The organism is Bacillus sp. V59.32b, from assembly GCF_003429085.1.
GTDB lineage: Bacteria > Bacillota > Bacilli > Bacillales > DSM-1321 > Peribacillus.
Window position 1 is genome coordinate 77,667 of the sequence record NZ_QVTC01000060.1, and the last position, 15,459, is coordinate 93,125.

At 44.6% G+C, this 15,459-nt stretch carries 18 protein-coding genes; all 18 read left to right on the plus strand.

Annotation, left to right across the window (positions count from 1 at the left end; genetic code table 11):
* The first annotated feature begins 75 nt into the window (after nt 1-75).
* The 18 genes from spoIIIAA (at nt 76) to D0463_RS14410 (ending at nt 15,093) form a co-directional block, all read left to right on the plus strand.
* The gene (gene spoIIIAA, locus D0463_RS14325) at nt 76-999 is read left to right on the plus strand and encodes a stage III sporulation protein AA (RefSeq protein ID WP_117308059.1); all 924 of its coding nucleotides are present in this window, start codon (nt 76-78) and stop codon (nt 997-999) included.
* On the plus strand, nt 1,000-1,515 hold the full coding sequence (gene spoIIIAB, locus D0463_RS14330; RefSeq protein ID WP_117308060.1) for a stage III sporulation protein SpoIIIAB: 516 nt from the start codon (nt 1,000-1,002) through the stop codon (nt 1,513-1,515).
* A gap of 21 nt (nt 1,516-1,536) precedes the next feature.
* The gene (spoIIIAC, locus tag D0463_RS14335; protein WP_117308061.1) at nt 1,537-1,740 is read left to right on the plus strand and encodes a stage III sporulation protein AC; all 204 of its coding nucleotides are present in this window, start codon (nt 1,537-1,539) and stop codon (nt 1,738-1,740) included.
* Nucleotides 1,741-1,747: 7 nt separating this feature from the next.
* Nucleotides 1,748-2,143, plus strand: a complete 396-nt coding sequence (spoIIIAD, locus tag D0463_RS14340; RefSeq protein WP_174234333.1) for a stage III sporulation protein AD — start codon at nt 1,748-1,750, stop codon at nt 2,141-2,143.
* Nucleotides 2,144-2,179: 36 nt separating this feature from the next.
* On the plus strand, nt 2,180-3,373 hold the full coding sequence (gene spoIIIAE / locus D0463_RS14345; protein ID WP_117308062.1) for a stage III sporulation protein AE: 1,194 nt from the start codon (nt 2,180-2,182) through the stop codon (nt 3,371-3,373).
* A gap of 22 nt (nt 3,374-3,395) precedes the next feature.
* Entirely contained in the window at nt 3,396-4,022 is a 627-nt protein-coding gene (gene spoIIIAF / locus D0463_RS14350) for a stage III sporulation protein AF (protein ID WP_117308086.1), read from the plus strand.
* Entirely contained in the window at nt 4,019-4,687 is a 669-nt protein-coding gene (gene spoIIIAG / locus D0463_RS14355; protein WP_117308063.1) for a stage III sporulation protein AG, read from the plus strand. Before spoIIIAF ends, spoIIIAG begins: the two co-directional genes overlap by 4 nt.
* 14 nt (nt 4,688-4,701) lie before the next feature.
* On the plus strand, nt 4,702-5,322 hold the full coding sequence (locus D0463_RS14360) for a SpoIIIAH-like family protein (RefSeq protein ID WP_117308064.1): 621 nt from the start codon (nt 4,702-4,704) through the stop codon (nt 5,320-5,322).
* 242 nt (nt 5,323-5,564) lie between these two features.
* Entirely contained in the window at nt 5,565-6,056 is a 492-nt protein-coding gene (accB, locus tag D0463_RS14365) for an acetyl-CoA carboxylase biotin carboxyl carrier protein (protein ID WP_117308065.1), read from the plus strand.
* A 13-nt stretch (nt 6,057-6,069) separates the two neighbouring features.
* Nucleotides 6,070-7,422: an acetyl-CoA carboxylase biotin carboxylase subunit gene (accC, locus tag D0463_RS14370; RefSeq protein WP_117308066.1), complete on the plus strand. Its 1,353-nt coding sequence runs from the start codon at nt 6,070-6,072 to the stop codon at nt 7,420-7,422.
* A gap of 36 nt (nt 7,423-7,458) precedes the next feature.
* Nucleotides 7,459-7,863 carry an Asp23/Gls24 family envelope stress response protein gene (locus tag D0463_RS14375; protein ID WP_483295744.1) on the plus strand — a complete coding sequence of 135 codons (405 nt, stop codon included), beginning with the start codon at nt 7,459-7,461 and terminating at the stop codon, nt 7,861-7,863.
* A gap of 314 nt (nt 7,864-8,177) precedes the next feature.
* A complete protein-coding gene (gene nusB, locus D0463_RS14380) occupies nt 8,178-8,564 on the plus strand; it encodes a transcription antitermination factor NusB (protein WP_117308068.1) in 387 nt (128 codons plus the stop codon).
* A 58-nt stretch (nt 8,565-8,622) separates the two neighbouring features.
* A complete protein-coding gene (gene folD, locus D0463_RS14385) occupies nt 8,623-9,498 on the plus strand; it encodes a bifunctional methylenetetrahydrofolate dehydrogenase/methenyltetrahydrofolate cyclohydrolase FolD (RefSeq protein ID WP_117308069.1) in 876 nt (291 codons plus the stop codon).
* A gap of 146 nt (nt 9,499-9,644) precedes the next feature.
* Nucleotides 9,645-11,000, plus strand: a complete 1,356-nt coding sequence (gene xseA, locus D0463_RS14390; protein ID WP_117308070.1) for an exodeoxyribonuclease VII large subunit — start codon at nt 9,645-9,647, stop codon at nt 10,998-11,000.
* A complete protein-coding gene (gene xseB / locus D0463_RS14395; protein ID WP_174234330.1) occupies nt 10,993-11,220 on the plus strand; it encodes an exodeoxyribonuclease VII small subunit in 228 nt (75 codons plus the stop codon). Before xseA ends, xseB begins: the two co-directional genes overlap by 8 nt.
* A 3-nt stretch (nt 11,221-11,223) precedes the next feature.
* Nucleotides 11,224-12,120 carry a polyprenyl synthetase family protein gene (locus tag D0463_RS14400; protein ID WP_117308072.1) on the plus strand — a complete coding sequence of 299 codons (897 nt, stop codon included), beginning with the start codon at nt 11,224-11,226 and terminating at the stop codon, nt 12,118-12,120.
* 221 nt (nt 12,121-12,341) lie between these two features.
* A complete protein-coding gene (gene dxs, locus D0463_RS14405) occupies nt 12,342-14,234 on the plus strand; it encodes a 1-deoxy-D-xylulose-5-phosphate synthase (protein WP_117308073.1) in 1,893 nt (630 codons plus the stop codon).
* Nucleotides 14,235-14,238: 4 nt separating this feature from the next.
* A complete protein-coding gene (locus D0463_RS14410) occupies nt 14,239-15,093 on the plus strand; it encodes a TlyA family RNA methyltransferase (RefSeq protein WP_117308074.1) in 855 nt (284 codons plus the stop codon).
* The last annotated feature ends 366 nt before the right edge of the window (nt 15,094-15,459 follow it).

Consider the following 15,459-nt stretch of genomic DNA (forward strand, 5'->3'; position numbering starts at 1 on the left):
ATAACTCTTCACCCACTCCCTGTCATAAACTGTGCGGACAGGCATACATTTTAAATATGAACGAGGAGGGTAGCTATGGAAAATATCCTGTCACTTTTGCCGAAAAAGATTCATGAACAACTAAGGTCTGTTCCACCGGCCGCGACCGAAAAAATCGAAGAGCTTCGCATCCGTGTCGGGAGGCCTCTTGAAATCATTATCGGCGGCAGGCCATCTTTTATGCCATACCTGGTGAGTGCTGAGGATGCTCAAGGATTGCTCAGTCGTCTGAGTCAATTTTCTTTATATACGCTTGAGGAAGAACTGAAACGAGGTTATATAACGGTTGCAGGAGGACATAGAGTTGGCCTGGCCGGCAAGGTAATTTTAGAGAATGGTGCTGTTAAAGCGATCAGGGATGTCTCTTCTTTTAACATAAGGATAGCCAGACAGAAAATCGGTGCTGCGCAAGGCTTAGTACCCTATCTCCACGCAGGAGAATGGCAGCATACGATGATCATCGGTGCGCCGCAAAGCGGTAAGACGACTTTGCTGCGGGATATTGCGCGCATTATTTCAGGCGGAGATGAGCGACATCAGATTCAGCCGAATAAGGTAGGGGTTGTCGATGAACGATCGGAAATTGCAGGAGCGGTCCATGGGGTGCCGCAGCTGGAATTCGGTCCGAGGATGGATGTGCTTGATGGCTGTCCAAAGGCGGAAGGAATGATGATGATGATCCGATCGATGTCTCCGGATGTTCTTATCGTCGATGAAATTGGCAGGGCTGAAGATACGATGGCCGTGCTGGAAGCGGTGAATGCGGGGATCAAGCTGATTATCACCACTCACGGGCATTCATTGGAGGATGTTAAAAAACGTCCGAATATTGCTCATATCCTTGAACAGAACATATTTGAAAGATTCATTGAATTAAAAAGAGATGAAGATAAAGGCAGAATTTCAACCGTTCTGGATGCCCGAGGTCAGCCTATTTCACGGAAACTGGGGGTTTCATAGATGATTAAGCTAATAGGTGCGGCAATCATTATTTTAGCCACGACCTGGACTGGATTTGAAGCTTCCAGACATTTGAGCCAGCGGCCGCGCCAGCTAAGGCAGCTGAAGGTGGCTTTGCAATCGCTGGAAGCAGAAATTATGTACGGTCATACTCCTCTCGCAGAAGCAGCTATAAAGCTTTCGAAGCAAATGCCTAAACCGCTCTCATGGTTTTTCGAATCCTTCGCTAACCGTCTTACTTCGGGAGAAACGACCGTGAAGGATGCCTGGGATGAGTCCTTAAAGGAGATATGGAAATGGCTTGCATTAAAACAGGGGGAATTTGAAATTCTATCCCAATTTGGTGAAACACTCGGCAGGCATGACAGATATCATCAGCAAAAACAGATACTGCTCACGATGACGCATTTGGAAAGAGAAGAGAACGACGCGATCGACCGGCAAGGAAAATACGAAAAAATGGTCAAAAGCCTTGGCTTTCTATCGGGCTTGCTATTAATAATTTTGCTAATGTAGGCAGATACGGGAGGAAATGAGATGGGCATGGATGTAGACATCATATTTAAAATCGCCGGTGTCGGAATTGTCGTGGCTTTTTTGCATACGATTTTGGATCAGGTCGGAAAAAAGGAATACGCTCAATGGGTCACTCTTTTTGGCTTTATTTATATCTTATTTATGGTTGCGTCGATCGTGGAAAATCTCTTCCAGAAAATCAAATCAGTGTTTTTGTTTCAGTAGGGAGGGGCTGGCCATTGAAATTATCAAAATAGCCGGGATCGCACTGGTGGCCACCTTTCTCGCTCTTATCATCAAAGAGCAAAAGCCGAATTTTGCCTTCCTGCTGGTGGTCTTTGTTGGTTGTTCGATCTTTCTTTTTTTGGCAGATAAAATTTATGAAATCATTCAGATGCTCGAAAAAATTGCAGTCAATGCCAATGTCAATATGGTGTATCTTGAAACGATTCTAAAGATTGTCGGGATTGCTTATATTGCCGAGTTTGCCTCCCAGATTACGAAAGATGCCGGACAAGGATCGCTTGCTTCAAAGATTGAACTCGCCGGCAAAATATTGATTTTGGCAATGGCGATCCCGATTCTGACAGTCATCATCGAAACGATTATTAAGATGATTCCGAGCTGACAGACGGTATCTGTTAATTTCAGGTGAGGTGAATATATGAAGCAAAAAATATACTACCTATCACTCATGCTGCTTTTCTTCTTTTTTTTTCAGGGCAGCACGGTCCTTGCCTCCGCCACCGATGAAACAGAACCCATTATGCAATCGGAGCTTGTTCAGTCTCAAATCGACAAGCTCGGCGTGGACGAGCTGAAACAATATTGGGATGATGTCATTTCTGAATACGGAGGTTTCTTGCCGGAAAGCCAAAAAGGCAGCTTCATGGATTTTATTAGCGGGGAAAAGAAATTTTCATTCGCGGAATGGTTTAAGGGATTGGGAAAATTCATTTTCCATGAATTGATTGTAAATGGAAAGCTGCTTGGATCATTGATTTTGCTTACGGTGTTTAGCATGTTTCTCCAGTCGCTCCAAAATGCCTTTGAACAAAGTTCCATCAGTAAAGTCGCCTATGCGATTGTCTATATGGTACTGATTATTCTCGCGCTTAACAGCTTTCATGTCGCCATTACCTATACGAAGGAAACAATCGATTTAATGATTTCCTTTCTGATGGCGTTGATCCCTTTGCTGCTCGCCTTAGTTGCCGCTTCGGGCGGTGTAATCTCGGCGGGATTCTTTCATCCTGTCCTTCTCTTTCTTATGAACACGAGCGGAATTTTGGTTCAATATGTCGTCCTGCCGCTGCTGTTTCTCTCGGCACTTCTCAGCATTGTCAGTACGTTGACGGACCAATATAAAGTGACCCAGCTTGCCCAGCTGCTTCGAAACTTTGGAATCGGGATTCTCGGAGCTTTCATGACCGTTTTCCTCGGTGTTATTTCTGTCCAGGGAGCCACATCGGCTGTTGCTGACGGGGTCACGTTAAGAACCGCCAAGTTTATTACCGGCAATTTCATCCCGGTGATCGGGAGAATGTTTACTGATGCTACAGATACTGTTATAAATGCATCGGTCCTCTTGAAAAATACCGTGGGGATGGCAGGTGTGGCGATCCTGCTTATGATCACTGCCTTTCCGGCCATCAAGATATTGATCGTTTCCTTCATCTATAAACTTGCAGCGGGGCTTTTGCAGCCGCTTGGCGGAGGACCGGTGATCAACTGTCTCGATATTATCAGCAAAAGCATGATTTATATTTTTGCGGCTTTGGCTATTGTATCGCTTATGTTTTTTCTAAGCATAACGATTATTATAGCGGCCGGAAATATTACGCTCATGGTGAGGTGAGGTGAGGAAAGGAGCAGGAGCATTGGAGTTTTTAACGGGATGGGTTACAAATATCATTTTGTTTGTGTTACTAGCCACTGTCATTGATATGCTGCTTCCGACCTCGGCAATGCAGAAATATGCAAAGATGGTCATTGGCCTCTTGCTGATCGCGGTTATCATATCACCGGTGCTTTCCTTATTTAACACCGATTTTGATCAATTGCTAGCAGAAGCAACGGCTTCTTTCGAGAAGGGTGAGCAAAAGAATCTGGAAAATTTAACAGAAATGAAGAAAAAAGAAATACAAGCCTCACAACATGCATATATTTTAGAACAAATGGCTGTCGGGTTGAAGGCAGGAGTGGAAGAGGAGTTGATAGCGAAATACGAAATGGAAATTCAATCCATTCACTTAGAAGTAAAAAATGCTAAACAACCTGAGATGCCGGAGGACTTGGAGAAGATTGTACTGGAATTGGACAAAGCAAAGAGTGAAACAGACTCAGTAGAGGTTGTCGCGAAAATAGACATCAATACAGAGGGGGACCCAACTCCGCACAAACAGCCTGCTAACCTGGAAGAGATTAAAAAATTTCTCGCAGCGAATTGGTCTGTAGATGAACAAGTGATTGAAATAGCCGGGGAAGGGAGTGAATCGAAAAATTGAAAAATGATAAAGGTCCTATAACCTGGCTTACCAAACTATTCATTAAAGATGGGGAACCAAAAGAGAAAAAACCTTCACTATATGCTTACGTTTTCGTGGTCCTTATTATTGGAGTCGGAATCATGATGGCAGAGAACTTTTTGACAACCGATCAGGAAAGTCAGAACGGCATGGATCCAAACGATGCAATGCCTGCTTTCAATGACAAGGAGTCAGAAGAGGAAGTCCCGGCATTCGGCCGGAAAGAACAAGTGGAAATCAAATCGATTAAGGATTATGAGAAATATCTGCAAACCGAAATGAAGGAAGCGCTTGAAGCGATTTCAGGCGTCGACGATGTCAAGGTAGTCGTAAACGTGGATGCTTCCGAACAGAAAATTTTTGAAAAAAATAAGGTCACACAAAAGCAAATCACGGAAGAAACAGATCAGGAAGGCGGCAAACGGACAGTCGAAGATTCGAATATAGATGAGCAGCTCGTCATTATAAAAAGTGGTGAGAAAGAAGGTCCGATTGTTTTAGAAACAAAAAAACCAAAAATCCGCGGTGTCCTGGTCGTAGCCAAGGGTGCTGAGAATATCCAGATAAAGAAGTGGATCATCGAAGCTGTTACAAGGTCACTTGACGTACCGAGCCACAGGGTTTCGGTAATGCCTAAAAAATAAGGGGGAAGAAATCCATGTTATTAAAAAAACAAACCGTTTGGTTATTGACGATGTTAAGCCTTGTCGTTGTATTATCTGTCTACTATTTGACCGCGCCGCCAAAGGATTCTTCAAATATGGTAGCCACTGAGCAAAAAGAGGACAAACAGCAGACCGAGACCAAACAGCAGACTGAAACCAAACAGCAGACCGAGACCAAACAAGCTGAAAAAGAGAATGAAGGAGAGCCGGCCGCCGAAAAAGAAAGCAAATCAGGTGCTAATGTCGTAACTGAACAAACGGGCGATGATGCTTACGAGACACTTCGCTTGGAAATTCAGGATAGCCGCGCTAAACAAAAAGAGGAATTGACGTTAGTCATGGCAGATACTGAGGTCTCGGCGGAAGAAAGGAGCAAGGCAGCGGCATCGATTAAAGAATTGAGTGAGATTGATGAAAAAGAACAAATCATTGAATCGTTAATTAAAGCAATGAATTATGACGCCGCGCTTGTACGAGTGAAGGGTAAGGATGTGAACATTACCGTAAAAGCAGATAAAGCCAACGCCTCTGCCGCCAACAATATTATCCGGCTTGTAAATGATGAATTGGAAAGTATGCACAATGTGGCGGTCGACTTCCAACCGAAAAAATAATTGAATTCTTCCTATAAATGAACGCTTGGGTATAAACCTAAGCGTTTACTTATGTTTCTTGCACGTATTGTCAGCCAAAACTTTGCAGGTGAATTGTTAGGAGTGTTAAACTAGTTAAGACTATGTATTGAATTTTGGCAAGCTATTATCGTATGATATTAGTATCTAGTCATAAATTTACCGATACGACTGGATGATTCCTTCGAAATGATCTGTTAAAAAAATAGACAAGGGGTGCCGTAATGTTAAAGGTACAAGAAATTCGTGAACTTATTAAATTGATTGATCAATCAAACATTAATGAATTTGTTTATGAGCAAGAAGGAACAAAAATTAAAATGAAAAAGAAAGCCGCTCCGGAACAGCCGGTTTCTGTCGTCGTTGATACGGTACAGGCCCAAGTTCCGGTACAGGAACAGCCTGTAAAGCAGGAGAAAGCAGCGGCTGTTGCATCCGCTCCCGCTCAGGAGACACAGGAGTCCAATCAGGAAAATTTACATAAAATTGTATCACCGATGGTCGGAACATTCTATCAGTCTCCTTCTCCTGATGAAGACATATATGTCAAAGCAGGTTCGAAGGTTAAAAAGGATTCGATCGTTTGCATTGTGGAAGCGATGAAATTGTTTAACGAAATCGAAGCCGAAGTAGAAGGAGAAATCGTTGAAATATTAGTGAATGATGGCCAGTTAGTCGAATATGGCCAGCCATTGTTTTTAGTTAAGCCTGAATAAGGAGCTGTTACAGATGATTAAAAAACTACTGATTGCAAACCGCGGTGAAATTGCCGTCCGTATTATCAGGGCCTGCAAGGAATTGGGCATTGAGACGGTCGCTGTCTTTTCTGAAGCCGACAGAGAGGCGCTTCATGTCCAGCTCGCAGATGAGGCGTATTGTATAGGACCGACCGCATCCAAAGACAGTTACCTTAATTTCACGAACATTATCAGCACGGCCAAGCTTACAGGTTCGGATGCCATTCATCCCGGTTATGGATTTTTGGCTGAAAACGCGGATTTCGCTGACCTGTGCCGTGAGTGTGGAATCATTTTTGTAGGTCCGTCCCCCGAGGCGATTTCAAAAATGGGCACAAAGGATGTGGCGAGGGAAACGATGCGTGAAGCGGGTGTACCGATTGTTCCCGGATCACAAGGCATTATAAAAGATAATGATGAAGCGATAAAACTGGCAGAAAAAATCGGTTATCCGGTTATCATAAAGGCTACTGCTGGCGGAGGCGGAAAAGGAATCCGTGTTGCGAGAACCGAGGATGATCTGGTTAAAGGTCTCCGCATTACCCAACAGGAAGCCATGACCGCGTTCGGCAATGCCGGGGTCTATATTGAAAAGTATATTGAAGACTTTCGTCACGTTGAAATCCAGGTGATGGCCGATTCACACGGAAACGCCATCCACTTGGGTGAACGGGATTGTTCGATTCAACGACGCTTGCAAAAGCTGGTTGAAGAGACCCCTTCCCCGGCCCTGGATAGTGAAATGCGCGAGGAGATGGGGGCTGCGGCTGTAAAGGCAGCTGTGGCTGTGGACTATTCGGGAGCAGGAACAGTCGAATTCATCTATGATTATAAGAACCGTAAATTTTACTTTATGGAAATGAATACCCGTATTCAGGTAGAGCATCCTGTTACTGAAATGGTGACGGGTGTTGATTTGATCAAGGAACAGATTTATGTGGCATCCGGAAAAAGACTGAGTTTGAAACAAGAGGATGTTGCCTTTAACGGATGGGCGATTGAATGTCGCATCAACGCGGAAAACCCCGAAAAGAATTTTATGCCGTCTGCCGGACAGATCCAGATGTACCTGCCCCCGGGCGGATTTGGCGTAAGGGTGGATTCCGCTGCCTATCCAGGCTATTCGATTCCTCCCTATTATGATTCGATGATCGCGAAATTGATCGTCCACGCGGCGACAAGGGAAGAAGCCATCGAAAAAATGAAGCGCGCATTAAGTGAGTTTGCGATTGAGGGCGTTCATACGACCATTCCGTTTCATATTAAACTGCTTCAGCATGAACAGTTCGTCTCAGGGGAATTTAATACTAAATTCCTTGAAATATATGATGTAATGGATTCATAATGAAAGAGAAACAGGAGGTGCTTTAAAATGAGTGAAATGGAAAGTGCAATGCTTGAGATGAACGAAAGTGATAATGGATTAGGCAAAGTGGAAATAGCTCCAGAGGTCATTGAAGTCATTGCCGGAATTGCTGCGGGTGAAGTTGAAGGCGTCGCACAGATGCGCGGCGGGTTTGCTTCAGGAGTCGTAGAACGTCTCGGGAAAAAAAATCACGGCAAGGGCGTTAAAGTGGACCTGTCCGGCGATGGAATTAAGGTGGACTTATATTGCGTCATGAAATTCGGTGTGTCTATCCCCAAGGTAGCCCAGTCGGTACAGGATAATATCAGGCAGGCATTATTGAATATGACAGCTTTGGATGCCGATGAAGTGAATGTCCATGTCGTCGGGATCCAATTTGAGAACGCGAAACAAGAAACGGAAATCGAGCAGGAAATGTAACATTCTTACATTCTAAAGAAAGGCCCGGCTTTTTAGCCGGGCTTTTCTATTAAAAACACCTGCGCCTGAGTTTAGTTTGCCTTGTTATGAGGCATACAAATTATATAGGAATTAAAAGCATAGGATTTTTGTTTCTCTTCACACTATTATCTGATACAGTGTAAAAGATGTGATTTCCATCGAAGGTTGAGGCAAAACGAGTTCTTTGTTTATCGTTTAATTAATAAAACTTAATAATTTTAATAAAATGACATTTAATGTTCGTCTTTGTCTTTGTTTTCATATATAATAGTGGATATTAAAGGAGTAAAGTGATGAAAAGAAGAATAGCCCGTGAAAAAGCACTACAGGCACTTTATACGATCGAGATTGGCAAGTCGGAAATTCAGGATGCACTGGTGAGCGTTTTGGATGGCGGAGCCTCTGATGAATATTTCGAAAAGCTCGTAAAAGGTACCCTTGACAAAAAAGAAGAGATTGACGGCCTGATCCGCAGCAACCTTGAAAACTGGACGCTTGAGCGGCTTGCGAATATTGACCGCAACCTTCTTAGGCTTGCCATTTTTGAGATGCGGTACAGTGAAGATGTTCCGGTAAATGTCGCCATGGATGAAAGCATTGAAGTCGCTAAAAAGTTTGGGGATGACCAATCAAGCCGATTTGTGAATGCGGTTTTGTCAAAAGTCAAAGACTCGCTGTAATCACGATGTACGTGCCGTTTCTTTTTCACCATTTCATTCGGGGAGGAATTCTTGGAAAATGACAGCTAAAATAATTGATGGTAAAGAAATAGCACTAGCAGTAAGGCAAGAGATAGCGGAGGATGTAAAGAAGCTTCTAGCAAAAAATGTTACCCCAGGCTTGGCCGTTGTTTTGGTTGGCGATAACCAGGCTTCCCGCACGTATGTCACCCATAAACAAAAGGCATGTCAGGAGCTTGGAATGCATTCCGTTTTAATTGAATATCCAGCTACCCTTACTCAGTATCAGCTTGTTGAAAAAATTAAAGAACTGAATGCGGATGACGCGATCCATGGCATTCTCGTACAGCTGCCGCTCCCGCAGCATATTGACGAAAAGGAAATCATTGAAGCGATTTCCCCGGAGAAGGATGTGGATGGCTTTCATCCAATCAATATCGGTAGAATGATGACCGGGCAGGATGCGTTTCTTCCTTGCACTCCATATGGCATTTTAGAAATGCTGAAATATATCGGCTGTGACATGGAAGGTAAGCATGTCGTCGTGGTCGGCCGCAGCAATATCGTCGGCAAGCCGGCTGGACAACTGTTCTTGAATGAAAATGCGACGGTGACCTACTGCCATTCCCGTACAAACGATCTTGCCCATCATACGAGACAGGCTGATATTATCGTCGTGGCTGTTGGGAGGAGAAACATGGTCACGGCTGAGCATGTGAAACAAGGTGCGATTGTGATCGATGTCGGGATGAATCGGGACGATGAAGGCAAGCTATGCGGCGACGTGTCATTTCAGGAAGTAAAAGAAATTGCCTCTTACATTACCCCTGTTCCAGGAGGCGTCGGACCGATGACGATAACGATGCTGATGAAGAACACACTGAAATCAGCCCAAAAGGCTCATCGTACCAAGCCGGAAACTTTAAATTGTTAAGAAAAAAGGATTAAATGCTTAAAAGAAGCCGGACTCTTGTTTATAATGAAGAGACGGCTTTTTTATATGAGTGATAATTTCAAATGAGAGAATCGATGTTCCTTACGTTCTTTGAGATAACAATGTTTCTTTTAAGGAGAGTCTTAATGGAAAATCAACAATATTTAAGCGTTACGGCTTTAACAAAATATATTAAGCGCAAATTCGATATGGATCCCCATCTGCAGAATATGTACATAAAAGGTGAGATTTCGAATTTCAAACAGCATTCAAGCGGACATATGTATTTTACGCTTAAGGATGAAAAAGCACGGCTCCTTGCCGTCATGTTTGCAAGCAGCGCGAACGGGCTTAAATTCACCCCGGAAAATGGGATGAAGGTATTGGTACAGGGAGATGTATCCGTCTACGAGCAAAGTGGGCAATACCAGCTGTATGTCAAGGCGATGTCTCCTGATGGCATCGGCGATCTCTATTTGGCTTATGAACAGCTAAAGAAGAAGCTGGAGGAAAAGGGGTTGTTCTCCCCGCAGCATAAGAAAGAAATCCCGCGATACCCGAAGACCGTGGGCATTATCACGTCGCCGACCGGTGCCGCTTTGCGGGATATCCTCATTACAATTAAACGAAGGTTTCCAATCGCGAGAATCATCATCTATCCCGCGCTTGTACAAGGGACCAATGCCCCCAGATCCATTGCGATGGCGATTGCCACGGCAAATTCGAGAAAAGAAGCGGACGTCTTGATTGCCGGACGCGGCGGAGGCTCAATCGAGGAGCTTTGGGCCTTCAATGAAGAGGTGGTCGCAGAATCGATTTTCGACTCGGATATTCCAATTATATCGGCAGTCGGGCATGAAACGGATTTTACGATCGCGGATTTTGTTGCCGACTTGAGAGCACCGACGCCGACCGGAGCCGCCGAGCTCGCTGTCCCGCATCTCAATGAAATTATGGAACGGCTGATGAACCGGAAAAACCGGTTAACCAGGTCGGTGCAGGAGTTGGTCAATTTTGAGGGCACTAAGCTAGCCCGCCTGGAAAAATCATACGCCTTCCGTTACCCAAGGAAGATGTATGAACAAAAAATGGAGCAGCTTGATAAAGCGGTAGAGCGGCTTAAAAGGGAAAGCAGGAGGTATTTTCTAAAAAAGAATGATAACCTGTCAGCCCTTCAGACCAGTCTCAGGAAGCAACATCCTTATCAGGCCGTTTTACAAGGGAAGGATAGCCTTGATAAACAGAAAAGAATGTTGAACAGATTAATGGAAAACATCCTGAAGACCCATACCCAGAATTTTGTTCATAAAAATGCGACATTATCGGCGTTAAGTCCGCTTAAAATCATGGACCGGGGATACGGGCTTATATACTCGGAAGATGAAACGCTTGTGAAGAGCAGGGAACAAGTAGCAAAGGGAGATGCAATCTCCGTACAAATAAAAGACGGCATATTGAATTGCATTGTGCAGGATATAAAGGAGAGAAATGAACATGAGTGAAGAATTAACCTTTGAACAGGCAATGGACAAGCTGGAGGATATCGTGGAGAAGCTGGAAGAAGGCGACGTAGCATTAGAAGAAGCTATATCCATTTACAAGCAGGGAATGGATTTATCGAGGCTCTGCCACCAAAAGCTGAAAGCGGTGGAAGATCAATTGACCGAGATTTTACGTGAGGACGGCGAACTCGAAGGCTTTGCGGTTCAGGAGGAGGAATAAATATTGAGTACAGGTGAAGCCTATCAGGCTTTTTCTGAAAAGTATAAGACACTTATTGAAACAGAGATCGTTGCCTATGTAAAGGCTATACAAGCACCGGATACATTAAAGGAAGCAATGATTTATTCCCTTGAGGCGGGCGGGAAAAGAATCCGCCCGTTATTGGTATTCGCAGTACTGTCCGCTTTTGGCAAAGATACGCGGATTGGCATTCCAGCCGCGGCGGCGATTGAAATGATTCATACATACTCCCTGATCCATGATGATTTGCCGAGCATGGATAATGATGACTTGCGTCGGGGAAAGCCGACCAACCATAAAATATTCGGTGAAGCCAATGCAATATTGGCAGGTGACGCGCTGCTGACATACAGCTTTCAGGTAATTGCCGGTAGCAGCCATCCGGATGTTTCAGCTGAAATGAAGCTGGAATTGATACAGGAACTGTCCAAAGCAGCCGGAGCAGAAGGCATGGTTGGCGGACAGGTAGCTGATATGGCAGGAGAAAGCAAACAGCTCACATTAAAGGAACTGGAATATGTTCATGAGCATAAAACAGGAAGGCTGCTTACGTTCAGTGTATTATCGGGTGCTATATTAGTCGGTGCCAACGATCAACAGCGCCGGCACTTGCTGCAATTCTCCCATCACCTGGGGCTTGCCTTCCAAATCCGCGATGATATTCTCGATATCGAGGGAACGGCAGAAATCATCGGAAAACCGATAGGAAGCGACGCAATAAATAAAAAAAGCACGTACCCATCCTTACTCACGCTTGAGGGGGCAAAGGACAAGCTGAAGGAGCATATTGACAACGCCCATCATGAATTGGGAAAAACGAATCTCGATACAAGTTTATTAGCAGAAATTACAGACCTGATATCGGCAAGGAATCACTAAGTAGGCGCTTACAAGTTTGTTATGAATACGGGATTGTGATATACTCATCTTGAAAATTTTCCTGTTTTTTGTCGCTTATTCTTTCCAGCAGGAAAACCGTAAATGGAAAATCATGAAATGCAGCCGCCGTTATCATCTGGTGCCGGCGGCTTTTTAGCACCGTAATTTTAGTTAAAAAGTCGGACGCTGCAACAGAATAAAATGAAAGCGAGTGATCCGGTTTGGATCTTCTATCTATAAAAGACCCATCATTCTTGAAAAATATGAACCAGGCAGAATTAGAACAGCTTAGCGAGGAAATCCGTAAATTTCTGATTGGCAAATTATCCACCACAGGGGGGCACATCGGTCCAAACCTTGGCGTCGTTGAACTTACGATTGCCTTGCACAAGGAATTCAACAGCCCCCAGGACAAAATCATTTGGGATGTCGGACATCAATCCTATGTTCATAAAATCTTGACAGGAAGAGCGGGCGAATTTGATACATTAAGACAATATAGAGGACTTTGCGGGTTCCCAAAAAGAATTGAAAGTGAGCATGACGTATGGGAAACCGGGCATAGTTCCACATCGTTATCCGCCGCGATGGGGATGGCGATTGCCCGTGACTTAAAAAAGGAGAAGAGCTTTATTCTCCCTGTGATTGGCGACGGGGCGTTAACGGGCGGGATGGCACTGGAGGCACTTAATCATATCGGCCATGAGAAAAAAGATATGATTGTGATCCTCAATGATAATGAAATGTCGATTGCCCCCAATGTCGGCGCTCTTCACAGTGTGCTTGGCCGCCTTCGCACAGCCGGGAAGTATAATTATGTGAAAGATGAGCTTGAATATATTTTGAAAAAGATACCTGCTGTCGGCGGCAAGCTTGCGGCAACTGCAGAGCGGGTAAAAGACAGCCTGAAATATTTGCTCGTATCCGGCATATTCTTCGAGGAGCTCGGCTTTACCTATTTAGGGCCGGTTGACGGCCATAACTATGAGGAGCTGTTCGAAAACTTCCGCTATGCTAAAAAAACGGAGGGACCTGTGCTTTTGCATGTTATCACCAAAAAAGGCAAAGGCTATAATCCGGCTGAAACCGATAAGATCGGAACATGGCATGGAACCGGTCCTTATAAAATCGAAACAGGTGCCTTTGTTAAACCGCTGCAATCGCCGCCTGCATGGAGCAAGCTGGTCAGTGAAACGGTGCGACGTCTTGCCAGAGAGGATGAGCGGATTGTTGCGATTACTCCGGCGATGCCGGTCGGATCTAAGCTTGAAGGGTTTGCAAGTGAATTTCCTGATCGAATGTACGATGTCGGAATTGCCGAGCAACATGCAGCGACGACCGCTGCAGGACTTGCGACCCAGGATATGAAACCATTTTTGGCGATCTATTCAACCTTCTTGCAGCGTGCCTATGATCAGGTATTACATGACATCTGCCGCATGAATTTAAACGTATTTCTGGGTATCGACAGGGCAGGTCTTGTCGGAGCCGATGGGGAAACACACCAAGGCGTGTTTGATATTGCCTTTTTACGACCTATGCCGAACATGGTCTTGATGATGCCGAAGGATGAGAATGAAGGCCAGCATATGGTCAATACAGCCATAAAGTACAATGGTGGACCGATTGCGATGAGGTTCCCGCGCGGTAATGGCCTTGGTGTCCAATTGGATGACGAGCTAAAGCAAATTCCAATCGGATCATGGGAAGTGCTCAAAGAAGGAAATGACGCGGTGATTTTAACATTCGGAACGACGATCCCAATGGCTCTAGAGGCCGCCGTCATACTTGAAAAACAGGATTATTCAGTTAGGGTTATCAATGCCCGCTTCATAAAGCCGATGGACGAGAAAATGCTAAACAGCATACTCGATACTAAGCTGCCTATTTTGACCATTGAAGAAGCGGTTCTCCAAGGAGGATTCGGAAGCGCTGTTCTCGAGTTTGCGCATGAACATGGCACTCACGGATCCATCATTGAACGCATGGGCATTCCTGATGAATTCATTGAACATGGTAGTGTCGATAAGCTGCTCGAGGATATCGGCCTCACTGTTGATGGGGTAGTAAACAAAATCATTAAAATAACACCAAAAAAGCAAAAAAGGGCATAATAGCATGAAGGCTAAAAAAGAAAGATTGGACATTTTGCTTGTAGAAAAAGGTTTATCCGAAACGAGGGAAAAGGCAAAGCGGATGATTATGGCCGGCCTTGTTTACGGTAACGAGGAACGTTTGGACAAGCCCGGAGAAAAAGTTCCTGTTGATTTGGAGCTTACAATCAAGGGGAAAATGATGCCATACGTGTCTCGAGGCGGTTTAAAGCTGGAAAAGGCGTTAAATACATTTGATCTTGATGTGTTGGACAAGGTTCTTTTGGATATCGGAGCTTCCACTGGGGGTTTCACCGATTGCGCCTTGCAGAATGGCGCTAAAATGTCATACGCGCTGGATGTGGGCTATAACCAGCTTGCATGGAAGCTGAGGCAAGACGACCGGGTCAAGGTGATGGAGCGAACGAATTTCCGTTATGTACGTCCTGCCGACCTCATTGGTGCGATGCCCAATTTCGCAAGCATTGATGTTTCGTTTATCTCATTAACGCTCATCCTGCCGGTGCTGAAAACGTTGCTCGTGCCGGATAGTGATGTCGTGGCGCTCGTCAAGCCGCAATTTGAAGCAGGAAAGAATCAAGTAGGCAAGAAAGGGATTGTGCGTGAGAGTAAAATTCATGTCGAAGTAATCGATAAAATCATCGCCTTTGCGATCAAAGAAGGCTATGACATCAAAAACGCGTCCTTCTCCCCGATAACAGGCGGCGATGGCAATATTGAATTCTTGCTCCACCTTCATTGGTCGGGAGAAAAGGAATCCGGTGACAATCAACTAAAAGATTCCACCGAAAATATTGTCAAACAGGCTCATCAGGAATTGAAACAAACGAAAGATAAGGAAAGTAATAAAGACTCCTAGCTGCAGCAGCAGCATATAGGAGTCTTTATCTATATACCATCATTTTTGGCTCATTTAAGCTCCAACTGTGGAAAGCTTGCTTTTCCTCTCGCCTTATGCAGTTGGAGCAAGCTTTCAGCTTTGCTGAAAGGCAGAAGAGACCGGGGTTTCAGGAATAACTCTAATTGAAATGATCAAAATTTTTTATAAAAATCTCATACTTGAATCAATTTTTAAATTTTAGAGCCCCAATGGTTCTGAGACGCAAAAAAGGAGTACCTCCCCAAAAAATAGGCTGTGTTAGTACTCCCTATTGATTTCCAAACCTGTTGCTTTTCGCTGCAGGCGGCGACTCCTCGAAAATGCTACGCATTTTCTCGTGCGGTG